This is a genomic window from Epibacterium sp. ABV4_022, assembly GCF_056159345.1.
Genome location: NZ_JBSWVA010000001.1, coordinates 1645589 through 1667782, shown reverse-complemented (window position 1 = coordinate 1667782; position 22194 = coordinate 1645589). Strand labels below are relative to the sequence as shown.

General features: G+C 65.6%; 23 protein-coding genes. 11 read left to right on the top strand and 12 right to left on the bottom strand.

All coding sequences use genetic code 11. The annotated features are described in order from the left end of the window. Window positions 1-45: 45 nt before the first annotated feature. Window positions 46-1233 (top strand): cytochrome P450, encoded by a 1188-nt coding sequence (locus ACXAF5_RS07925; protein ID WP_474946183.1) that lies wholly within the window; start codon window positions 46-48, stop codon window positions 1231-1233. A 182-nt stretch (window positions 1234-1415) separates the two neighbouring features. On the opposite strand, the gene ACXAF5_RS07920 is transcribed toward ACXAF5_RS07925, so the two are convergent. Beyond that, a complete protein-coding gene (locus ACXAF5_RS07920; RefSeq protein WP_474946182.1) occupies window positions 1416-2327 on the bottom strand; it encodes a LysR substrate-binding domain-containing protein in 912 nt (303 codons plus the stop codon). 204 nt (window positions 2328-2531) lie between these two features. Between ACXAF5_RS07920 and ACXAF5_RS07915 the strand changes: the two genes are divergently transcribed. Then, window positions 2532-2705: a hypothetical protein gene (locus ACXAF5_RS07915; RefSeq protein WP_474946181.1), complete on the top strand. Its 174-nt coding sequence runs from the start codon at window positions 2532-2534 to the stop codon at window positions 2703-2705. Window positions 2706-2814: 109 nt separating this feature from the next. Here ACXAF5_RS07915 and ACXAF5_RS07910 read toward each other — a convergent pair whose 3' ends face one another. After that, window positions 2815-3294 carry an Lrp/AsnC family transcriptional regulator gene (locus tag ACXAF5_RS07910; protein ID WP_239323417.1) on the bottom strand — a complete coding sequence of 160 codons (480 nt, stop codon included), beginning with the start codon at window positions 3292-3294 and terminating at the stop codon, window positions 2815-2817. A gap of 209 nt (window positions 3295-3503) precedes the next feature. On the opposite strand from ACXAF5_RS07910, the gene cobA reads away from it, so the two are divergent. The 6 genes from cobA to ACXAF5_RS07880 all read left to right on the top strand — a co-directional run bounded on the left by cobA (window position 3504) and on the right by ACXAF5_RS07880 (window position 8444). After that, window positions 3504-4265, top strand: coding sequence for a uroporphyrinogen-III C-methyltransferase (cobA, locus tag ACXAF5_RS07905; protein WP_474947815.1), 762 nt, complete (start codon window positions 3504-3506; stop codon window positions 4263-4265). Continuing rightward, a complete protein-coding gene (locus ACXAF5_RS07900) occupies window positions 4265-4573 on the top strand; it encodes a DUF2849 domain-containing protein (RefSeq protein WP_239367592.1) in 309 nt (102 codons plus the stop codon). Before cobA ends, ACXAF5_RS07900 begins: the two co-directional genes overlap by 1 nt. Beyond that, window positions 4566-6233 carry a nitrite/sulfite reductase gene (locus ACXAF5_RS07895; protein WP_474946180.1) on the top strand — a complete coding sequence of 556 codons (1668 nt, stop codon included), beginning with the start codon at window positions 4566-4568 and terminating at the stop codon, window positions 6231-6233. Before ACXAF5_RS07900 ends, ACXAF5_RS07895 begins: the two co-directional genes overlap by 8 nt. Before the next feature lie 3 nt (window positions 6234-6236). Continuing rightward, on the top strand, window positions 6237-6998 hold the full coding sequence (locus tag ACXAF5_RS07890) for a phosphoadenylyl-sulfate reductase (RefSeq protein ID WP_239323414.1): 762 nt from the start codon (window positions 6237-6239) through the stop codon (window positions 6996-6998). 5 nt (window positions 6999-7003) lie between these two features. Next, window positions 7004-7408, top strand: coding sequence for a DUF934 domain-containing protein (locus ACXAF5_RS07885; RefSeq protein ID WP_474946179.1), 405 nt, complete (start codon window positions 7004-7006; stop codon window positions 7406-7408). Window positions 7409-7562: 154 nt separating this feature from the next. Beyond that, window positions 7563-8444, top strand: coding sequence for a ferredoxin--NADP reductase (locus tag ACXAF5_RS07880; RefSeq protein WP_474946178.1), 882 nt, complete (start codon window positions 7563-7565; stop codon window positions 8442-8444). A gap of 250 nt (window positions 8445-8694) precedes the next feature. Here the strand turns inward: ACXAF5_RS07880 and ACXAF5_RS07875 are convergent, their stop codons facing one another. Then, window positions 8695-9624: a hypothetical protein gene (locus ACXAF5_RS07875; RefSeq protein WP_474946177.1), complete on the bottom strand. Its 930-nt coding sequence runs from the start codon at window positions 9622-9624 to the stop codon at window positions 8695-8697. Window positions 9625-9830: 206 nt separating this feature from the next. Here ACXAF5_RS07875 and infC point away from each other — a divergent pair, with 206 nt between their 5' ends. Continuing rightward, window positions 9831-10421 carry a translation initiation factor IF-3 gene (infC, locus tag ACXAF5_RS07870; RefSeq protein ID WP_441316274.1) on the top strand — a complete coding sequence of 197 codons (591 nt, stop codon included), beginning with the start codon at window positions 9831-9833 and terminating at the stop codon, window positions 10419-10421. A 154-nt stretch (window positions 10422-10575) separates the two neighbouring features. Here infC and map read toward each other — a convergent pair whose 3' ends face one another. Together map and ACXAF5_RS07860 are read right to left on the bottom strand one after the other, a co-directional pair. Further along, window positions 10576-11358 (bottom strand): type I methionyl aminopeptidase, encoded by a 783-nt coding sequence (gene map, locus ACXAF5_RS07865; protein ID WP_474946176.1) that lies wholly within the window; start codon window positions 11356-11358, stop codon window positions 10576-10578. A 1-nt stretch (window position 11359) separates the two neighbouring features. Continuing rightward, window positions 11360-11566: a ParD-like family protein gene (locus ACXAF5_RS07860; RefSeq protein WP_474946175.1), complete on the bottom strand. Its 207-nt coding sequence runs from the start codon at window positions 11564-11566 to the stop codon at window positions 11360-11362. A 173-nt stretch (window positions 11567-11739) separates the two neighbouring features. Here ACXAF5_RS07860 and ACXAF5_RS07855 point away from each other — a divergent pair, with 173 nt between their 5' ends. Next, window positions 11740-12378 (top strand): methyl-accepting chemotaxis protein, encoded by a 639-nt coding sequence (locus ACXAF5_RS07855; protein WP_305037473.1) that lies wholly within the window; start codon window positions 11740-11742, stop codon window positions 12376-12378. 87 nt (window positions 12379-12465) lie between these two features. Here ACXAF5_RS07855 and ACXAF5_RS07850 read toward each other — a convergent pair whose 3' ends face one another. The 7 genes from ACXAF5_RS07850 to ACXAF5_RS07820 all read right to left on the bottom strand — a co-directional run bounded on the left by ACXAF5_RS07850 (window position 12466) and on the right by ACXAF5_RS07820 (window position 20908). Next, window positions 12466-13254, bottom strand: a complete 789-nt coding sequence (locus tag ACXAF5_RS07850) for an FAD binding domain-containing protein (RefSeq protein ID WP_474946174.1) — start codon at window positions 13252-13254, stop codon at window positions 12466-12468. 91 nt (window positions 13255-13345) lie between these two features. After that, entirely contained in the window at window positions 13346-15724 is a 2379-nt protein-coding gene (locus tag ACXAF5_RS07845) for a xanthine dehydrogenase family protein molybdopterin-binding subunit (RefSeq protein ID WP_474946173.1), read from the bottom strand. A 163-nt stretch (window positions 15725-15887) separates the two neighbouring features. Then, entirely contained in the window at window positions 15888-16373 is a 486-nt protein-coding gene (locus ACXAF5_RS07840) for a (2Fe-2S)-binding protein (protein WP_239367606.1), read from the bottom strand. A gap of 138 nt (window positions 16374-16511) precedes the next feature. Continuing rightward, complete coding sequence (locus ACXAF5_RS07835) at window positions 16512-17510, bottom strand: molybdopterin-binding protein (protein WP_474946172.1); 999 nt, start codon at window positions 17508-17510, stop codon at window positions 16512-16514. Beyond that, window positions 17507-18508 carry an XdhC family protein gene (locus tag ACXAF5_RS07830; RefSeq protein WP_474946171.1) on the bottom strand — a complete coding sequence of 334 codons (1002 nt, stop codon included), beginning with the start codon at window positions 18506-18508 and terminating at the stop codon, window positions 17507-17509. Before ACXAF5_RS07830 ends, ACXAF5_RS07835 begins: the two co-directional genes overlap by 4 nt. Before the next feature lie 117 nt (window positions 18509-18625). Next, window positions 18626-19891: a vWA domain-containing protein gene (locus ACXAF5_RS07825; RefSeq protein WP_474946170.1), complete on the bottom strand. Its 1266-nt coding sequence runs from the start codon at window positions 19889-19891 to the stop codon at window positions 18626-18628. Window positions 19892-19954: 63 nt separating this feature from the next. Beyond that, window positions 19955-20908: an AAA family ATPase gene (locus ACXAF5_RS07820; RefSeq protein ID WP_474946169.1), complete on the bottom strand. Its 954-nt coding sequence runs from the start codon at window positions 20906-20908 to the stop codon at window positions 19955-19957. A gap of 256 nt (window positions 20909-21164) precedes the next feature. Between ACXAF5_RS07820 and ACXAF5_RS07815 the strand changes: the two genes are divergently transcribed. Further along, a complete protein-coding gene (locus tag ACXAF5_RS07815; RefSeq protein ID WP_474946168.1) occupies window positions 21165-22193 on the top strand; it encodes a glycosyltransferase family 2 protein in 1029 nt (342 codons plus the stop codon). Window position 22194 lies beyond the last annotated feature (1 nt).

Sequence of the window (22194 nt, the reverse complement as noted above, 5' to 3'; positions counted from 1 at the left end):
AGCCCCCCTTGCCAAGGCCAGAGACCTCGGCAAAAACCCATAGCCATGAAAACACTGATCCAATCCCCGACCGAGCCGGCGTTTGTCCAGGACCCCTACCCGTTTTACGACGCCGCGCGCGCGGCCGGCAAGCTCGGGTACTGGCAGGATTACAAGATGGTGGCGGCCTTTGGCCATGACGCGGTGCATATGCTGCTGCGCGACCGCCGCTTTGGCCGCGAAATCCCCGCCGAGATGGCCACCGAAGGCCCGGCCCATCTGGCGCCCTTCTTGCAGGTCGAAGCACATTCCTTGCTGGATGCGGAACCGCCCCGGCACACACGCCTGCGCAAGCTGGTGCTGCGCGCCTTTACCAGCCGCGAGATCAGGGCGCTGGCACCGGGGCTGGAGACGCTGTGCCACGAACTGATTGACGCCTTTCCCAAGGATGCGCCCTTTGACCTGCTGACCGCCTATTGCACGCAGGTGCCGGTGATCGCGATCTGTCGTCTGCTCGGCGTGCCGGAAGACATGGCCCCGAAGCTTTTGGATTGGTCGCACAAGATGGTGGCGATGTATCAGGCCTCCAAAACCATCGAGACCGAACATGCCGCCGCCAAGGCCAGCGAAGAGTTCATTGCCTTTCTCACCGACTATGTGGACGAGCGTCGCAAGACACCGGGTGATGATCTGATCACCCGGCTCATTCAGGCCGAAGAAGATGGCGAGAGCCTCTCCACCGATGAACTGATCGGCACCTGCATCCTGCTGCTCAATGCCGGGCACGAGGCCACGGTGCATTCGCTCGGCAACGGGGTGAAGACGATGCTGGAACAGGGCTGGTCGCCCGAGTGGCTGGCCCCCGAGGGCATCAGCGGGCTGGTGGAGGAGATCCTGCGCTATGATCCGCCGCTGCATATGTTTACCCGCTACGCCTATGAGGAGATCGAGGTGCTCGGCCACACCTTCCAGCGCGGCGATCAGGTGGCGCTGATGCTGGCGGCGGCCAACCGCGATCCGGAGGCGCTGGCGCGCCCAGATCAGTTTGACCCGACCCGCCCCCCCAAGGTGAACAAGAGCTTTGGCGGCGGGCTGCATTTCTGTGTCGGCGCGCCGCTGGCGCGGTTGGAGATGGAGATTGCCCTGCCGATCCTGTTTGCGCGTTGCCCGGAGCTGACGCTGGCGGAACAGCCTGTCTATTCCAACACCTATCACTTCCACGGGCTGACCCGCCTGTGGGTGACGCGCAGCTGAGGACAAACCCGGCCGGGGGCGCTCCCGCCCGCGCGGCGGGGATCACAGATCCCCTTGCGCCGTTGGGCCCGGCGCCGCTGACGCGGCGCGGCGCGTCTCTTTCGCCTTTTGCCAAATACCTCGGGGGGGAGGCGCGAACGCGCCGAGGGGGCAGCGCCCCCACCTTCGCAGCCTGCGTCCCGTCACTGCGGCAGTGCCGAAAGCGCCGCCGCGCAGGGCCCCGCCATCAGCCAGTCGCGAAAGGCCACCACCTTGGGGTCGTGCCATTTCTCCGCCTCGCCAACCAGCGCATAGGCGCCATCCGGGGTACCGCAGGTCATCTCCGGGAAGGGCAGCACCAGGTCGCCGCGCGCCAGCTCCTCGGCACAGAGGACCAGATCCGCCATCACCACACCGGCCCCGATCACCGCCGCGCGCGTGGCCATGTCGAGGTTGGGAAACACCTCGCCGGCGGTAGCGTCGACCTGCGCGACGCCGAAATGCTGCACCCAGGTGGGCCAGTCGCTGCGCCGCGGGCTCTCGTGCAGCAGCCGCTGCTGCGCCAGCGCCGCAGGTCCCTTCGCCGCCAGGTCCTGCAGCAGCGCCGGCGCGCAGGCCGGTGACAGCACCATTTCAAACAGCGGCAGTACCTGGAGCGACGCCGACCGGCCGGGGCGGTTCTGCAAGGAGATGCCAAGGTCGTACTCGGCGGCCTCAAACCCCTTGGTGCTGTAGAAATCGGTGGTCAGCCGCAGCTTGATCTCCGGATGGGCCGCCCGGAACGTTTCCAACTGCGGCAGCAGCCAGCGGATCGACAGGGTTGGCGGGCAGATCACCCGCAGCTCGGAGGCATCGGAGGCGATCTGTTCGACCTGCCGCTGCATCATCTGGAACGCCTCGGTCAGCACCGGATAGAGCCGCCGCCCGGCGGTGGTCAGCTCCACCCCGCGGGCCTGGCGGTGAAACAGCGCCACCCCGAGGTGATCCTCCAGGATCTTGACCTGACGGCTGATGGCACCGCGGGTCACGAACAGCTCTTCGGCCGCCTGGATGAACCCCTGATGGCGGGCGGCGGCCTCGAAGGCGCGCAGGGCATTCAACGGCGGCAGGCGCATGACACTCCCTTATGGATCAGCTTTCCTGATCCAATCATGGAATTTAACTGATTTGCGCGCAAGCCCCCAGACCCCGTATTTCCAGAGCACGGACGCCGAGATCAGGGAGATGAGACCATGACAGCGTTATTGAACACCCAGGCCGTACAGGGCAGACGCTCCGGGGTCCAAACTCTGCTTCGCCGGATTCGTGAGAGATTTGGCGTGAGAAAACCTGCGCCGGTTGTCAGGATTCCGGAACAGGATCTGCACAGATTGGTAGAGACCTCGCCGCATCTGCTGGCCGACATTGGCGTACAGCCTGCCACAAGCGACAAGGATCAGCTGCCGTGGCGACTGGAGGACGGGCGGCAACTGGTGCTGCGCTCGCCCCTCTAGCTAGGGGCGCGGCACGGCGCCGCCCACGACGGCGCGCGGGCGTGCCCTCGTCACGCGGCGGTCAGAGTTTGCTGCGATACACAGGTTGGCGCTGCGGATCGCCCCCGGGTCACTCCACCCGGATCTGCTCCAGCGGCAGATGGGTGGTGGATTTGATCTCCTCCATCGACAGGAGCGCGGTGACATTGTGCACCCGCACCTCGGAGATCAGCGCCTGATAGAACTTGTCATAGGCGCGCGCGTTGCGGACCCGGACCTTGAGGATGTAGTCGATGTCACCGGCAAGCCGATGCGCCTCCTGCACCTCGGGGCGTTCGCGCAGCGCCTTGAGGAACGCGGCCTGCCAGTCGGCCTCGTGCTCCGAAGTGCGGATCAGCACGAAGAAACAGGCCTCGAACCCCAGCGCCTCGGCATCGAGGATCATGGTCTGATTGCCCACCACCCCAGCCTCGCGCAGCTTGCGGATACGATTCCACACCGGCGTCTTGGAACTGCCCACCTGCTTGGCGATTTCGTCCAGGGATTGCCCCGCATCGCGTTGCAGTTCCGCCAGAATTTTCCGATCCGTGGCGTCGATCCGCACTGTCATTCCAAAATTCTCCAAACCTGAGGACATCCGGACTTTCTGCCCGGAGGGCTGCGGACGCATGTCCTTATTTCCCGGCGCATATAGCGTCCAGACGGGAATATTTCCTATATCTAATCCCAAGTCAAACACCACGGACGGACCCGCCAATGCCACGCGACACCAGCCATATCCCCGCCGACCTGCCCGCCCTTCCGGGACCGCAGGGCGTGATGTGCCCGGGCGTGGTGGCCTTTGCCGGCTCCGGCCCCGGAGACCCGGACCTGCTGACGCTCAAGGTGCTGAAGGCGCTGCGCACGGCGGATGTGATCCTTTACGACCGCCTGGTCAGCGCCGAGATCATGGCGCTGGCCCATGACGGGGCCATTCTCGAAGACGTCGGCAAGGAGGGCTTCGGCCCCTCGATGGCGCAGGACGAGATCTGCGCGCGGCTGGTGCATCACGCCAAGCGCGGGCGCAGCGTACTGCGGCTGAAATCCGGCGACCCGACCATCTTTGGCCGCCTCGACGAGGAGCTTTCCGCCTGCGAAGCCGCCGATGTGGACACGCAGATCCTGCCCGGCATCACCGCCGCCTCTGCCGCGGTGGCCGCGATCGGCCAGAGCCTGACGCAGCGCGGGCGCAATTCCTCGGTGCGGTTCCTCACCGGTCACGACATGAAGGGCTTTGCCGATCACGACTGGGCGCAGCTTGCCCGTCCGGGCGAAGTGGCTGCCGTCTATATGGGCAAGAAATCCGCCCGGTTCGTGCAGGGACGCATGCTGATGCATGGCGCCGACCCGGCGACGCCGGTGACCGTGGTGGAGAATGCCTCTCGTGACAGCCAGCGCGTGCTGGCCACCACCCTCGACCGGCTGCCCGCCGATCTGGCCGCCGCCGCCTTTGACGGCCCGGCCCTCACCTTCCTCGGGCTGGCGCCGCGCGCAGCTGCCGCCACCGCCGCCCGCACCGATATTCAGATGGAGCTTGCCTGATGGCCCGTGCATTTACCCCCAAAGTCGTCACCGCCAACGACCTGCTCGAAGGCGATGTGATCTATCTCACCGCCGCGGGCGGCTGGACCCGCGTCCTGGAAGAGGCCGAGCTGATCGTCGACGAGGCGGAGGCGCAGCTGCGCCTGCTGGAGGCACAGAGCCAGCCGCAGGTCGCGGTGGGCGCCTATCTCGCCGATGCCCAGGCCGGGGAGACCGGCCCTGAACCCACCCACTTCCGCGAGGAGTTCCGCCGCACCGGGCCCTCGAACTACCGCCACGGCAAACAGGAGGCCGCAGCCAATGTATAAGTACAACGACTTCGACCACGCCTTTCTCGCCGAGCGCAACCGTCAGTTCCGCGCCCAGGTCGAGCGTCGCATCGACGGCGCGCTGACCGAAGACGAGTTCAAGCCGCTGCGCCTGATGAACGGGCTCTACCTGCAACTGCATGCCTATATGCTGCGGGTCGCGATCCCCTATGGCACGCTCAATCCCGACCAGATGCGCGCGCTGGCGCTGCTGGCCGAGAAATGGGACAAGGGCTATGGCCATTTCACCACCCGGCAGAACATCCAGTACAACTGGCCGAAGCTGAAGGACGTGCCGGACATGCTGGACGCGCTGGCAGAGGTGAACCTGCATGCGATCCAGACCTCGGGCAACACCATCCGCAACGTGACCGCGGACCATTTCGCCGGTGCAGCCGCCGACGAGATCGAAGATCCGCGCCCGATCGCCGAGCTGATCCGGCAGTGGTCCACCGACCACCCGGAATTCCAGTTCATGGGCCGCAAGTTCAAGATCGCCGTCTCTGGCGCCGCCAATGACCGTGCGGTGCTGAAGGCGCATGACCTGGCGGTGAAGATCGTTCGCAATGACGCGGGCGAGATCGGCTATCAGGTGCTGGTGGGCGGTGGCCTCGGCCGCACCCCGATGATCGGCAAGGTGCTCAATGACTTTGTCGCTGCCGATGACCTGCTGCCCTATATCGAGAGCGTGATCTCGGTCTGGAACCAGTACGGGCGCCGCGACAACAAATACAAGGCCCGCATCAAGATCACCGTGCACGAAATGGGTCTGGAGAAGATCCGCGAGCTGACCGACGCGCGGTTTGAACAGGTGCGCCCGACCTTTGGCGGTGCCGATCAGGCGCTGTTCCAGGACATCAAGCGCCACTTTGCCGCGCCGGAGTTCCGCAGCGGCGGCACCGAGGCCTTTGACGCCGCCTACGACTCCGACCCGGTGTTCCGCGCCTGGGCCGACACCAACCTGGCCGCGCACAAGGCGCCGGGGCATGCGATCGTGACGATCTCGATCAAGAAACACGGGGCGACCCCGGGCGATGCGACCGCCGCGCAGATGCGCGAGATGGCCGATATTGCAGAAGAGTTCGCCTATGGCGAGCTGCGCATCAGCCACGAGCAGAACGTGATCCTGCCGCATGTGCACAAGAACGACCTGCCGGCGATCCACGCGCGCCTGAAGGCCGCCGATTTGGCCACCGCCAACATCGGGCTGATCTCGGACATCATCGCCTGCCCCGGCATGGATTACTGCGCCCTGGCCACCGCGCGCTCGATCCCGGTCGCGCAGGAGATTGCCACCCGGTTCGAGGATCTGAAGATGGAGCACGACGTGGGCCATCTGCAGATCAAGATCTCCGGCTGCATCAACGCCTGCGGTCACCACCACGTCGGCCATATCGGCATCCTTGGTCTGGATCGCGCCGGCGTCGAGAACTACCAGATCACCCTTGGCGGTGACGCGACCGAAACGGCAGCGATCGGCACCCGCACCGGACCCGGCTTTGCCTATGACGAGATCGTCCCCGCGGTGGAGCGCATCGTGGAGACCTATCTGGAGCAGCGCGAGAGTGCGGAGGAGGAATTCCTCCAGACCTATCGCCGCGTTGGCATGGAGCCCTTCAAGGCGGCGCTCTACCCGGCGGCAGACAAAAAGGTGGCCTGAGCCATGACCCGCATAGACCAGGAAATACAGGGACAGCCCGCTGCCTCGCGCAGCGCGGTGGCCCTGGCCGAACAGGTGGCGGCGCTCAATGCGCGGTTCAAGCACCATTCGGCGACCTCCGTGATGGAGGGGGCGCTTCGCGATGCCGGCAATATCGCGCTGGTCTCGTCTTTCGGCGCGGAGTCGGTGGTGCTGCTGCACATGGCCGCCATCATCGACCCGATGGTGCCGGTGCTGTTTGTCGATACCGAACTCTTGTTCACCGAAACGCTGGTCTACCAGCAGGAGGTGAGCGAGCGCCTGGGGCTGCGGAACGTGCATGTCATCAAGGCCGATGACATCGCCGACAAGGACCCCTATGGCGCGCTGCGGTTTTCCGACACCGATGCCTGCTGCGCCCTGCGCAAGACCATCCCGCTGCAAAAGGCGCTGGCGGGCTATGACGGCTGGATCACCGGCCGCAAGCGGTTCCAGTCCGGCACCCGCGCCGCGCTCGACTTCTTTGAGGTCGAGGACGGAACGGGGCGGATGAAGATCAACCCGCTGGCCCATTGGGCGCCCGAGGACGTGCGCGCCTACATGGATGAAAACCGCCTGCCCCGGCACCCGCTGGTGGCCAAGGGCTATCCGTCGATCGGCTGTGCCCCCTGCACCAGCCCGGTAGCCGAAGGCGAAGACCCCCGCGCCGGCCGCTGGCGCAACCAGAACAAGGAAGAATGCGGCATCCACGTGGTGGATGGCAAATTCGTCCGTACAGGAGCTTGAGTGACATGAGCGTTATCGTGACCGATACGGGCTTTGCCCATGATGACTGGACCGGCGGCTTTGAGGGCGAGCATGTGCTCGACCTGGCCTCCGACACCGATGCGGCCGCGCTGGCCGGGCAGCTGGACGGCGTGGAGATGATCCGCGTTGATTTCCCCTCTTTTGCCGACGGGCGCGGATTCACCATTGCGCGCATGCTGCGCCTGATGGGATACGAGGGGCGTCTGCGGGCCAAGGGGCATGTGATCTCGGATCAATATGCCATGGCGCGCCGGGTGGGGTTCGACGAGGTGGAAATCTCCGACGACCTGGCCACCCGCCAGCCCGAGGACCAGTGGCAATTTCGCGCCAATTGGCAAAGCCACAACTATCAGGCCCGCCTGCGCGCGCAATCGAACGCCGCGCGCTAAGCCAGCCCCAAGACCCCGCCGTCAGGCACCCCTGCCCGGCCCCGCATCTGCGATGCCGGGCCGGATCTGCGCAAGATTGCCGCAGGAGGGGTTCCCCTGACCTGGATCAATGCTTAATCAGAGGTGCCGGCCTATCCCCGCTGGCAGAGACATGATGAACGAGATTGCCGCCGTGACCGAGACTGTGAGTGAGCCTGTGACCGAAGCCGCCGCGCCTGCAAAGGCCAAACCGACCCTGCCCGACGCCCAGACCGTAACGGAGGTCAAGCACTGGACCGACCGGCTGTTTTCCTTCCGCTGCACGCGGCCTGCGTCCCTGCGGTTCCGCTCGGGCGAGTTCGTGATGATCGGCCTGATGAACGATCCGGACCCAAAGACCGGCAAGCAGAAACCGCTGTTGCGCGCCTATTCCATCGCGTCCCCAAGCTGGGACGAGGAAATGGAGTTCTATTCGATCAAGGTGCAGGACGGTCCGCTGACCTCCAAGCTGCAGCACATCAAGGTCGGCGACGAGATCATCCTGCGCCCGAAACCCGTCGGCACCCTCGTGCATGACGCGCTGGTCCCCGGCAAGCGGATCTGGTTCTTTGCCACCGGCACCGGCTTTGCGCCTTTTGCCTCCCTGCTGCGCGAGCCGGAAACCTACGAGAAATTCGACGAGGTCATCATCACCCACACCTGCCGCGAGGCCGGTGAGCTGACCTATGGCCGCGAGTTGATCGAGAGCCTGAAGGACGACGAGCTTCTGAACGAGGTGATCGGTGAGGGTTTCTGGAAGAAGATCAAATACTACCCCACCACCACCCGCGAAGAAAGCGCCAAGATGGGCCGGATCACCGACCTGATGCGCTCGGGCGAGGCGTTTGAGGATCTGGGCGTGCCGCCGCTGAACCCGGAAAGCGACCGCGCGATGATCTGCGGTAACCTGGCGTTCAACCTGGAACTAAAAGACCTGTTTGAAAACACCTATGGTCTGGAAGAAGGCGCCAATTCCAAGCCCGCACATTTCGTGGTGGAAAAAGCCTTCCTCGACTGAGCCCTCGGGCACATCGCATCAAACAGAAACAGTGCGGATCTCGTCAGCGAGGTCCGCATTTTTCGTCTCAGCAGCGCTGCCCTGAGACCGCGATAGAAGGCCTCTCGCGCGTGCCCCTCCTGCCAGGGCTTGTGACCGCAGCGCTCCAGCAGAATTATTTGCGCATGGGGACGCGCAACAAAAAAGGCGGCGCTGATGCGCCGCCCTTGTCTGGTTTCTGATGTCTGCGTCTGGCGTTTGCCGAGGGGCGTTAGAGCCCGAGCGCGGTGCGGGCCTGCTCCAGCGCCGCTTTCAGCAAATCGGGGTTGTCGCGCGCCTGGGTGATCGCGGATTTCACCGCGGTCTTTTTCAGCGGGTCCAGTTGCGAGCCGTCGATCAGCTCGATCACCCGGTCATAGTCAAAGCCCTCGGGCGTGAGCAGCGTGGCCGGGGTGTCCGCCGCCACATCGGCGTCGGTGCCGGCATCGGCTTCGGCTGTGGTCTCCGTCGAGGTCTCGGTCGAGCTCTCGGTGGTGACATCGGTGTCCGCAGCGGCGGCGTCTGCCGCTGCCTCGGTATCGACCTCCGCGCCGGTCTCGGCCTGCTCTGCCACGGTGCTCTCGTCCGGCAGCGCCTCGCCCACATCCTGCGTCAGGCTGTCCTGTACCTCCTGCGCTGCGGTCTCGGCAGCCTCCTGAGCGCCCTCGGCAAGATCAGCCGCGCCTTCGGTCACGCTATCGACCGCCTCGCTTGCGGTCTCTGCCACGGCGGCGGCGGTGTCCTCTGCGGCGTCCACGGCCTCGGCGGCCTGCTCCTGCGCGGCGTCGGCTGCGGCGCTGGCGCCTTCACCGAGGTCGGCGGCCGCCTCGGAGGCGGCGTCGGCGGCATCCGAGACCGCGTCAGCGGCCTGATCGGCCAATTCTTCGGCGGCGTCCTCCGCCGCGGCAACGCCATCCTCGACCTGCTGTTGCAGATCCTCGGCGGTGGCTTCGGCCTCGGCTGCGGCCTCTGCGGCCGCCTCGGCGGCGGTGTCGGTCTCGGCTTCGGTCTCAGCCGCGGTTTCGGTGTCCGCCGGGGCGACTTCGTTTGCCACCTCTGCCGGGGCCTCCGTGGCAAGCGGTTCCTCGGATTGGTTCAGATACCAGAACGCCCCTGCGACGACCACGACGCCGACAGCGGCGCCCACTCCTGCGATTTTCATGGCATAGTCCTTCCATGCTGACGTCCCGACGCGGGACGGATTGCGCATGTTCATGTGCGTCTTAAGCGTCGACAACAAGGGGGAAGTGGTAAATACTGCTCCCCTCGGCCATGCTCCGCCGCCGGGGGGCGCTCTATCGTGAAAACTCCCCTCAATGATGAAAAGCACCGTGTTTCCGGCTTGCAAGACCGCCGGACACCGATTAAATTCCCGGCTCAAATTTCTGCAATTATCAAAGGATAGAACCCATAGCTCGCAGACCTCATAACGCGCCGCCGACCCGTGATACCGGCCCGCGCGTCAACGACAAAATCCGCGCTCCCGAAATCCGCCTGATCGGTGCAGATGGCGATAACGTCGGTGTTGTGCATCCCGCCAAGGCCATGCAGATGGCCGAAGAGGCCGGTCTGGACCTGGTGGAGATCTCGCCCAACGCCAATCCGCCGGTCTGCAAGATCATGGACTACGGCAAGTTCAAGTATGAACAGCAGAAACGCGAAAGCGAAGCGCGCAAGAAGCAGAAGATCATCGAGGTCAAAGAGGTCAAGTTCCGTCCCAACACGGACACCCACGACTATGACGTGAAGATGCGCAACGTGGTCAAGTTTCTGGAAAACGGCGACAAGGTGAAGGTCACCCTGCGTTTCCGTGGCCGTGAGATGGCGCACCAGAACCTGGGCCGCGAGCTGCTGCAACGGGTGGCCGAGGACATCAAGGAACTCGGCAAGGTCGAAAACATGCCGAAGATGGAAGGTCGTCAGATGATCATGATGATCGGCCCGCTTCCGAGCAAGTAACGCCCTTATGGCGATCCGGCGCGGGGTCTCCCTGCGCCCGCGACCTCCCCGCACCTGGTGCCGGGAGGTTTTTTATGCCGCGTTGCCGTCCGCCCAGCGCCACGGGCCGGGTTGCCGGGGCTGTGTTGGCGGGATTGTTGTGGCGGGGCCGTGGTCACGCGCGGAGCGGCTGTCCTGCGGGCCGCTCGCCCCGGCGCAACGTCAGAACCTCGACCCCGGCATCGGTCACCGCCACCGTATGTTCGAACTGCGCCGACAGCCGGCGGTCCCGTGTAACGATGGTCCAGCCGTCCGGCTCCGTTTCCACCCGGCGACTGCCGAGGTTCACCATCGGCTCTACCGTAAAGACCATGCCTGCGCGCAGCCGTTCGCCGGTGCCGGGGCGGCCGAAGTTCAGCACCTGTGGCGCCTCGTGCATCTGCCGTCCGATCCCGTGACCGCAATACTCCCGCACCACCGAGCAGGCATGTCTGCGCGCGTACCGCTCGATCGCATGGCCGACATCCCCCATCCGGCCCCCGGGGCGCACCTGGGCAATGCCCTGCCACATCGCACCATAGGCGATGCGGACCAGCCGCCGGGCGGCGCCGGACACATTGCCAACCAGATAGGTCTTGCTGGAATCGGCGATATAGCCGTTCTTTTCCAGGGTGATATCCAGGTTGATGATGTCGCCGTCGGTGATCATCTCCGACGCGTTCGGCACCCCGTGACAGACCACATGGTTGCGAGAGCAGTTCAGCACATAGTCAAACCCGTATTGACCCTTGCTCGCCGGGCGGGCCTGAAGCTCCTGCTCGATAAAGCGTTCGACGCAATCGTTGATCTCCAGCGTGCTGCGCCCCAGCAAGGGCAGCTGGTCCAGCATGTCAAACACCGAGGCAAGCAGACGCCCGGACTGCCGCATCAAGGTCAGTTCCTGAGGCGACTTGACCATGTCAGGCGGCCGTCTCGTCCGACGGCGCCGCCGCGGCGGCCTGCAATTGCTGGTGCAGGATCTCGCTGAAGGTGAGGGTCGGGTTGGCCTCCGCCAGCATGCCGATCTTCATCCAGAACTCCGCCTGGGCATTGATCGAGCGGCACATCACACCGCTGGCACGCCGGATATCCTCGTGCAGATCGTCCCCGATTTTGACAAGCCCCATTTTACGCTCCATTCCTGATTCGAATATGAAATATATACGCTTCATATATCTCCGCAATCCCCCACCCGCGTCCGGCGGCGCGCGCAAATCTGTCGTGAAATTCTTGCATTCATTAGCGGAGCCTTAATCTAACCCGGCGTAGCATTACCGCAGTTTAACCAGGGACGGGCCATATGACTCTCACCGATATTCAAAGCGATGCCGTGATGGCGATCGGCCCGTGTCGCATCGCAGCGCTGTCGCTCGTCGCCCTGCTGCATCAGGACACAAAGGTCAGCGGCGACCCGGAGAGCGAGCGCGCGCTGACCCTCTCGGCAAAGCGGATCGCGACCGCCCATCAGATGCTGTCGGAGGATCTGGTGGCCCGTTTGCAGGACAGCAGCTATGAGCTGCCCGAACATCTGGAGGAGCGCCGCGTCGCCTGTCTCGATGTGCTGGAACCGCTCCATGCGGTGACCACCGGTGGCGGCGCCTCGATGATGGAGCGGATCCGTGCCCTCCCCCAGGTGGAGGAACTCTGCCTGCACCGGCTGGAGCCCGCCATCTCCGGTTTCCTCGATGCGCTGGTGGAGCAGCTGAGCGCGGCACAACGCAGCCGGGACGCGCAGCGCTCCGGCGACATGCTCGACGCGATCAAGAATGCCGAGGCCGTGGGCCGCAACATTCGCCTGATCGCCTTCAACGCCTCGATCGAGGCGGCGCGGATCGGCGATCAGGGCAAGGGGTTTGCCGTGATCGCAACCGAAATCCGCGGTCTGGCGGATCACACCCAGACGCTGCTGACCGACATCGCCGGCTTCCTGCGCACCTGATCGACACGTGGCGCGACGCTGTAAAAAAGCGCCCTGTCATCGACAGAGCGCTTTCCTGCGTTCGACCCGTTTTCCAAAACCGGGCTGTCAGCCTGCGGCGGTGACCGCCCGTTTGGTCATCACGCCGACCAGATGCGCGCGATAGGCCTTGGTGCCGTGGATATCGCCGATCATACCGTCCTCCGCAACGCTGAGGCCGGTGATCGCATCCGCGCTGAAATTGGCCGACAGCGCCGCTTCGGCCTCGGCCCAGCGGAACACGCCCTCCTCTGAGGCGCCGGTGACCGCCACCCGCACGCCATCCGCAAATTTGGCGACAAAAACGCCAACCATGGCAAAGCGCGACGCCGGTTGCAGAAACTTCTGATAGTTCGCCGCCTCGGGCACCGGAAAGCGCACCTCGGTGATGATCTCACCCTCCTCCAGCGCGGTGGTGAACATGCCCTGGAAATAGTCATCCGCCGCAATCTCGCGGGCATTGGTCACAATGGTTGCGCCAGACGCCAGCGCCGCCGCCGGATAGCAGGCAGCCGGGTCGTTGTTGGCCAAAGATCCACCGATGGTGCCCCGGTTGCGCACCGCCGGATCACCGATCTGCCCCGCAAGCGCGGCCAGCGCCGGATAGGCGCCCGCGCCCGCTGCCACGTCGGCATGGGTCGTCCCGCCACCGATCACCAGCTTGCCATCGTCGGTCTGGCAAACCCCCTTGATCTCGGCAATGCCGCCCAGGCTCACCAGGGTCGTGGGCATCGCCAGACGTTGCTTCAGCGTCGGGATCAGGGTCTGCCCGCCGCCCAGCGCCTGCGCATCCTCTTCGCTCAGCGCCGTGACGGCCTCAGCGACGCTCGATGGTCGCGCGAATTCAAACTCATACATCGCTCATCCTTTCCGAAAGATCCCCGGCCGGGGCTTTCATCTTTTTCCAAATACCTCGGGGAGCGCGAGGGGCAGCGCCCCTCGCCCCACTTTAACCTTGCATCGCCGCCCAGACCCGCGCGGGGGTCAGCGGCATGTCGATATGGGTCACATCCTTGCCAGCGGAGCGCAGCGCATCCACCACCGCATTGACCACCGCCGGCGGCGAGCCGATCGCCCCGGCCTCGCCACAGCCCTTCACCCCCAGCGGGTTGTGGGTGCAGGGCGTCTGGCAGGAATGATCGACCTGATAGAACGGCACATCGTCAGCGCGCGGCATGGCGTAATCCATGAACGACGCCGACAGCAACTGGCCGTCCTCGTCATACACACAGCCCTCCAAGAGCGCCTGACCGATGCCCTGCCCCAGACCGCCATGCACCTGACCGTCGACGATCATCGGGTTGACCACATTGCCAAAGTCATCGGCGGCGGCAAAGCGTTCGATGGTGACCTTGCCGGTATCGGGATCGACCTCCACCTCGCAGGCATAGGCCCCCGCCGGATAGGTGAAATTGGCCGGATCGTAGAACGCCGTCTCCTCCAACCCCGGCTCGATCTCTTCCAGCGGGTAGTTATGCGGCACATAGGCGGCGAGCGTCACATCGCCCCAGGCCACGGATTTATCCGTGCCCGCAACCGAGAACTTGCCGTCCTTCAGCTCGATATCGGCATCTGCGGCCTCCATCAGATGGGCGGCGATCTTCTTGGCCTTGTTGATGATCTTCTCGGTCGCGCGCACCATGGCAGAGCCGCCCACCGCAAGCGAGCGCGAGCCATAGGTGCCCATGCCCATGGGTGCGTTGTTGGTGTCGCCGTGCTCGATCTCCACCATATCCTCGGGGATGCCGATCATCTCGGCGATCACCTGCGGAAAGGACGTCTCATGCCCCTGCCCGTGGCTATGGCTGCCGGTCATCACCACGATGCCACCGGTGGCGTTGACCCGCACCGTCGCACTCTCATAAAGGCCCGCACGGGCTCCGAGCTGCCCCACGAGGTTCGAGGGCGCGATGCCGCAGGCCTCGATATAGCAGTTCACCCCCAGACCGCGCAGCTTGCCGGATTTTTCGCTCTCGGCCCGGCGGGCATCAAAGCCCTTGATGTCGGCGATCTCTTCGAGCTTATCCATCGTCGCCACATAGTCGCCGGTGTCATATTCCACCGCCACAGGCGTGGCATAGGGGAACTCGGTGACAAAGTTCTGCCGCCGCAGTGCGATCGGGTCGACATCCAGTTCGCGCGCCGCCTTGTCGATGACGCGTTCCAGCTGGAAGGTCGCCTCTGGCCGCCCTGCACCGCGATAGGCATCGACCGGCACCGTATTGGTGAAGACCGCCTTGACGTTCACATAGATCAGCGGTGTGCGGTAATTGCCCGCCATCAGCGTGCCATGCAGCCAGGTGGGCACCGAGGGCGCAAAGGTCGAGAGATACGCGCCCATATTGGCATGGGTCTCCGTGCGCAGCGCGGTGAAGTTGTTGTCCGCGTCCAGCGCCAGCTCGATCTTGGTCACATGATCGCGGCCATGGGCGTCGGACATAAAGGCCTCGGACCGCGAGGAGGTCCATTTCACTGCACGATTGAGCGCCTTGGCGGCAAAGGTACAAAACGCCTCTTCGGCGTAGTGAAAGATCTTGGAGCCAAAGCCGCCGCCCACATCCGGGGCCACCACGCGCAATTTATGCTCCGGGATGCCAAGCACGAAGGCCCCCATCAAAAGCCGGATCACATGCGGGTTCTGGCTGGTGGTATAAAGCGTGCTCTCGCCGGTGGCGCGGTTGAAATCGCCCACCGCCACGCGCGGCTCCATCGGGTTGGCGACGAGGCGGTTGTTGACCAGCTCCAGCGTGGTGACATGGGCGGCGGCGTCAAAGGCCTTGGCCACCGCCTCCTTGTTTTCCTCCACAAACCCCCAGTCGTAACAAAGGTTGGAGGTCAGATCGTCATGTACCTTCGGCGCATCCTCAGCCAGCGCCGCCTTCATGTCGATCACGGCGGGCAGCTCTTCGATCTCCAGCTCGATCGCCTCGGCGGCATCGCGGGCCAATTCGGCGCTCTCGGCCACCACGGCGGCGATGGGATCGCCCACATGACGCACCTTGCCCTGCGCCAACACCGGATGCGCCGGTTCCTGCATCACCTCGCCAAAGCGGTCGGTCACCTGCCAGCCGCAGGGCAGACCGCCGATCCCTTCGAAATCCGCGCCGGTGAACACCCGCAGCACGCCGGGCATCGCCGCCGCCGCGGATGTATCAAGCGAAGTGATCCGCCCATGCGCCACATCCGAGCGCAGGAAATGCACATAGGCCTGACCATTTACATTGATGTCGTCGGTGTAATTGCCGGTTCCCGTCAGGAACCTGATGTCTTCGCGCCGTTTGGTGGCGGCGCCGATGCCGCTCTCCTTGGCGTCAATATCCTTGGGCATAATCCAAACTCCTCCCAGAATGCGGGCCGGGTCCTTTGGGGCTGTTGCGCTTTGGGCTCCTCTTCCCGCCGCGCCGCCTGACCGAGCGGTCCGCTGGATTGATACGGGCTACGTTCCTCAGCCCGTCTGCAAACGGGCTGGCACTGGTCACTTGGGGCGGGCGTTATTCCGCCGCGATGGAGGTCACGTCCTGACCCGAGGCTGCCATGATCGCCTTGACGATATTGTGGTAGCCGGTGCACCGGCAGAGGTTGCCCTCCAGATAATGGCGGATCTCAGCCTCGGAGGGTTTTGGGTTCTCCTTCAGCAGCGCCGCCGCAGACATCACCATGCCCGGCGTGCAAAATCCGCATTGCAGGCCGTGATGTTCTTGAAACGCCGCCTGGATCGCGTTGAGTGTGCCGTCAGGAGCCGCCTGGCCTTCGATGGTGGCAACCTCCGCCCCTTCGGCCTCAAGTGCCAGCATGGTGCAGGATTTCACCGCCTTGCCGTCCACATGGACAACACAGGCTCCGCATTGGCTGGTGTCGCAGCCCACATGGGTGCCGGTGAGCCCCTGCTGGTCGCGCAAGAACGACACCAAGAGTGTACGACCTTCGACCTCCCCGGACATGGGGCGACCGTTCACGGTCATGGAGACCTTCGTCATAAATTCCTCCCTAGCTTGAAATTCTTTGTCTGGCTGAGATCAGTTAATCACGCGTCTTGAGATGGCGCGAGGAATTTTTGCGGCAAGGGGCGCGGCGTGAGGTTTTCCCATCTGACCGACAGGCACGGGCTTCGGTGTTTACTCCCCATCCCGCCGCGGCCGCGGCCGGGTCGGGATTTCCTTCAACAGACCGCCCACGCCCATCGCGGCGATATCCGCCGACGTCACGTCAATGCCGCAGACCACCCGCTCCAACACCCAATCGGCACCATTGAGCGCCGGCGAGCGGGCGCAGCCCGGCAGGCCGATCACCGGCTTGCGCCCCAGCTGTCCGAGAAACAGCAGGTTGCCCGGGTCCACCGGCATGCCAAAGCGCGTGACCGCGCCCCCCGCCAGCCGCACGGCCTCGGGCGCCACATCGGCCGGGTCGGAGGTGGCAGAGCCGGTGAGGACGAACAGCACCTCGCCCGGGGCGTCGCCCAGCGCCTGCGCAATATCCGCAGCGCGGTGCGGCACCACCACGCGGGGGCTGAGGGTCATTGCCATCCGGTCCAGCCGCCCTGCCATGGCGGCGCGACCCTTGTCGGCGGGCGTGTCGTCGGTCACCCGGGTTTCGATCAGGCTGGCGGTGCCATAGACCGGCGGCAGCACCTGAAGCGCCGCCCAGGCCGCCGCCACGGCGCGCGCCAGATCCGCATCGGGCACCGCGTAGGCGATGATCTTGATCGTCGCGACCATGCTGTTTGCATCCACCCGGTGAAAATCCGGCACTGTCGCCACCGAAATCATCGGGTCGACGCTGTTCATCGCCAGGATCTGATCGGCGCGCACCCGCGCCACCCCCGGCGTGGTGGCATAGAGGTTCACCCGCCCGGCCCCCGCGCCCGAAATCCTGAGCCCCAGAGCCGCCGCATCCGGCGCCATCGCCTGCGCCAGCCGCAACGCCGCATCGTCCTCATGCATGTCGCCGGGGTCCAGCCGCGCGGCGATCACCTCGGTATGGCCGGCAGCCCGGAGGTCGTCGAGGTCCTGCGCCGTCAGCCGCGTGCCCTTGGCAATCCGACCGCCGGCGCCTTGCAACGAGTGCGCCAAGAGCGCCCCCTCGGCGGCGGTCAGCGCGAGTGGGCCGAATTTCATGCCACCTTGCCCCGCAGCACGCCGGTCATCTCGGCGAGGATCGACACCGCGATTTCCGCCGGGCTGGCGGCGCCGATGTCAAGCCCGACAGGCCCGTGGACGCGGGCCAGATCGTCCTGCGAGAAGCCCGCCGCGATCATCCGCTGCTGGCGCTGGCCGTGGGTGCGTTTGGAGCCCAGCGCGCCGATATAGAAACACTCCGCCCGCAGCGCCGCCATCAGCGCCGGGTCATCCAGTTTCGGGTCATGGGTCAAGAGCACCAGCGCAGTGCGCGCATCCAGTCCCAGTTTCTCAACCGCCTCATCCGGCCAGTCGTCGAGAATACGCTCGCCCGGGAACCGCTCGGCAGAGCCAAAGGCGGCGCGCGGTTCGATCAGGATCGGGTCATAGCCGGCGATCCGGGCCATCGGCACCAGCGCCTTGGCGATATGCACCGCGCCGACCAGGATCAGCCGCAGCGGTGGGTTGTGCACCGCCACGAAGGTCGCGCCATCCTCCTCGACACCGGAGCGATCCATCCGCATGCGGTCGGGGTAGGAGGCGGTATTGACCAGATGGCCCTGACCGCTGGTCAGGTCGACCTCATAGGCCAGCGGGCGGCGTTCGGCACGGGCCAGCACCAGCGCCTCCAATGTCTCTTCGTCCAGCGTCTTGCCGACCGGTTCCAGCAGCACCTTGATGGTGCCGCCGCAGGCCAGCCCGACGGCAAAGGCATCATCATCGCTGACGCCGAATTCCAGCAGCTTGTGGGTGCCCTGCGCCAGCGCCTCCTGCGCCTCCAGGATCACCGCCCCCTCGACACAGCCGCCGGAGACCGAGCCCTCGATGCGGCCGTCACCGCCCACCACCAGTTGCGAGCCGGTGCGGCGCGGCGCCGATCCCCAGGTCTGCACCACCGTGCACAGCACCGCGCCGATCCCCTCTCGGTGCCAGTGCAGCGCCAGTTCGGGGGCGTTTTCAAAGCGGGCGGCGTCAGCCTGTTCGGTGCCAGATGTCATGGTGTGGATCCCGGTGCCTGTTGCCCCTCAAAGCTTGGCCCTAACGCCGCGAAGATCAAGGACAAATCGTGCCAAATTGTGCCTGCCGGTGGCGTTCGGCGGCGGGGGCGTGCGTGCTCACTCCGCCAGCATCGCCAACAGCCGCGCCTTTTCGCCCGCATCCTCGGGGCGCGAGATCACGGCGGCCAGATCTTCGAGCGCGGCAATGCTGTGACCGGCGCGCAGGCTGTCCACATGGGGCAGCATGGCGCGGATGCCCTGGGCGCGCGGGGCAAACCCGTCCCACCGCAACAGCGGGTTGAGCCAGATCAGGCGCCGGGAAGACAACCGCAGGCGCTGCATCTCGTGGGCCAGGTCCTCCGGTGCTTCGCGATCCAGCCCGTCGGTCACCAGAAGCACCACCGCCCCCTGCCCCATCACCCGGCGCGACCAATCGCGGTTGAAGGCATGCAGGCAGGCGCCGATCCGGGTGCCGCCCTGCCAGTCCTGCGCCTCGGCCCCGGCGGCGGCCAGCGCTGCGTCCACATCGCGCTGGCGCAGATGCCGGGTGATATTGGTCAGGCGGGTGCCGAAGGTGAACCCATGCACATTGGCCCAGCCCTGCGCCCTGCCCCTGCCACGTGCATTGGCGACAGCATGCAGGAACTGCAGTACCATGCGGCTGTACTGGCTCATCGAGCCGGAGATGTCGCAGAGCACCACCAGGGCCGGATCGCGTTCCGCCCGGGCGGTCCGGGCCATCCGGTGGATGTCGCCCCCGGTGCGGCAGGCGTCCCGTATCGTGCGCCGCCAATCCGCCCGCGCGCCATGCGCATCCGGTCGATGGCGGCGCGTTTTCAACGGTTTCACCGGCAGGGTCAGACCTGCAAGCATGCGTTTGGCCGCGGCGATCTCCGCCGCGCTCATCTGTTCGAAATCCAGCGTTTTCAGCCGCTCCTCGGCCGAGAGCGTCATGGTTGCGTCCAGCTCGATCTCGGTGCCTTCGGGCGTGTCTTCGGGCGGCACATCGGGCAGTTGCCCGTCCAAAAGCGCCTCGGCGGCGCGTTTCTCGGCGGGTTTGGCGCTGCGCTCCTCCTGCACACCGCGGATCGCTGGCAGCATCGCCGCCATCATATGTTCCAGATAGCGCGGATCACGCCAGTAGAGCCGGAACACCTGCGCAAACACCGCCCGGTCCTCGGGGCGCGACACAAAACAGGCGTGCAGCGTCCAGTAGAAATCGCGCCGCGAGGTGAACCCCGCCGCGGCCACCGCCTCCACCGCATCGATGACGCGCCCGGTGCCGACCTTCAGCCCGGCCTTGCGCAGCGCCCGGGCGAAATGGGTGAGATTGGCCACCAGTTTCGGGCGATCCGGCAGGGCAAGTTGGGCGTAGTCCGCCATCAGCCGTCGCGGGGGCCTTGCCCCCGCACCCCCAGGATATTTTTAAGAAGATGAAGGCGCATGTCAGCCCTCCGGCAGCGCGGCACGGGCCTGATCCAGCAGGCGCTTGGCCTCGGACCCCTGGAGTTTTGCAATGTCGTCCTGATATTTCAGGATCGCGCCCAGCGTGTCGGCGATGACCTCGGGGCTGAGCGCCACCACGTCGAGCGCCAGCAGGCAGTTGGCCCAGTCGATGGTTTCGGCCACGCCGGGTTTCTTGAACAGATCCTCGGTGCGCAGCGCCTGCACAAAGGCGACCACCTCGCGGCTGAGGGTCTCGGCGGCCTCGGGGACGCGGGCGCGCAGGATCTGCATTTCGCGGTCGAAATCGGGATAATCGACCCAGTGATAGAGGCAGCGCCGCTTCAGCGCGTCATGCACCTCGCGGGTGCGGTTGGAGGTGAGGATCACCGTCGGCGGCTCTGGCGCCTTGATGGTGCCCAGCTCCGGAATGGTGACCTGGAAGTCCGAGAGCGCCTCCAGCAGGAAGGCCTCGAACGGCTCGTCGGTGCGGTCCAGCTCGTCGATGAGCAGGATCGGCGCGCCGCGCGGATCGGGCTGCATCGCCCGCAGCAAGGGCCGCGCGATCAGGAAGTCCTCGGAGAACATCTCGGTCTGCAGGGTCTTGCGGTCGGCGGTGCCGGAGGCCTCGGCGGCGCGGATCGCCACCATCTGGGCGGCAAAGTTCCACTCATAGACCGCACTGGCCGCATCCAGCCCCTCGTAGCATTGCAGCCGGATCAGGGGGCGGCCAGTAACGGTGGCCAGCGCCCTCGCGATCTCGGTCTTGCCGACGCCGGCCTCGCCCTCCAGGAACAGGGGTCGTCCGAGGCGCGCGGAGAGGAAGACCACGGTGGCCAGCGCCCGGCCACAGACATAGCCGGCCGCGGCCAGCCGGGCCTGCACCGCGTCGATCGATGCAAATCCCTGCGTCCCTGCCGCCTGCTGCGGCATCGCTTCTGTTGCCTCTGTGGTCATCCGCCCGCGTGCCCCTGTATTGCATATTCCGACGCCCAGAGGACACGCTCTGCGCCCAGCCGTCAACAGCCGTCAACAGGCGTCACGCGGAGGCGATGCAACAGGTGCGGCGTTCTCCTGTCAGGGCAATTGACGGCGCGCGCGCGGGGATGCAACAAGTCATACGCGCGCACAGCCCCGGGCACAGGGGGCAGACGCGCAGAGGGCAGACCGGACCGCGCCGCGGCCTGGGCCGACGAGGGGAAGGAACAGCGACATGCGCATCACCGCGGTGACCTGCGTCAAGAACGAGGGTCCGTTCCTGCTGGAGTGGATTGCCTACAACCGTCTGATCGGGGTGACCGATTTCCTGTTCTACTCCAACGATTGCAGCGATGGCACCGATGCGTTGCTGGATGCGCTGGCGGCGCGGGGCGGTGTCACGCATCTGCCCAACCCGGCCAAGGGGCGCGCCTATCAGATGGAGGCGCTGAAGGATTGCGCCCACCAGCCGGTGGTGCAGCAGGCCGACTGGCTGTGGATCGCGGATGTGGACGAGTTCCTCAACATTCATGTGGGCGATCACAGCATCCCGGCGCTGATTGCCGCCTGTGCCGAGCCGCAGGCGATTTCGCTCAATTTCCAGTTCTTTGCCAATGGCGGGGTCGAGGCATTTGAGGACCGTCCGGTGATCGAGCAATTCACCCACAGCCACAACCCGGATATCTGGTGTGGCGAGACGGCGATCGAGGTCAAGACGCTGACCCGGCGGGACTTTCCGCTGGGCTATTACGGCGCGCATCGCCCGTTCCTGCGCAAGAACACCCCGGCCGAGGCCCGCCCGCGCTGGTGCGACGGCAGCGGACGGGCGGTGCCGCACCGGTTCCTGGTGGCGGCAAACCCGCGCCGCATTCGCAAGTTTCCCGCCCGCGGCGCGCGCGCGCTGGCGACGCTCAACCACTATGCGCTGCGGGCGCTGGACAGCTATCTGGTCAAGACCGACCGCGGCGATGTGAACCGCGAGAACCGGGCCTTTGACGACACTTACTGGCGCGAGCGCAATGACCCGGCCTGGGAGGATCGCTCGATCCAGCGGATGCTGCCGGCCCTGCACGACGCGCTGGCGCAGCTGAAGGCCGATCCGGAGATCGCCCGCCTGCACGCGGACTGCGTGGCCCGCCACCTGGCGCGGCGCGATGCGCTGCTGGCGGACCCCGCCTATCAGCAGATGCGGGCGCAGTTGCAGGCCGCCGCGCCGCTGCCACCGCAGGAAGACGCAATGCTGCAGCGACTGGGACTGGCGTGAG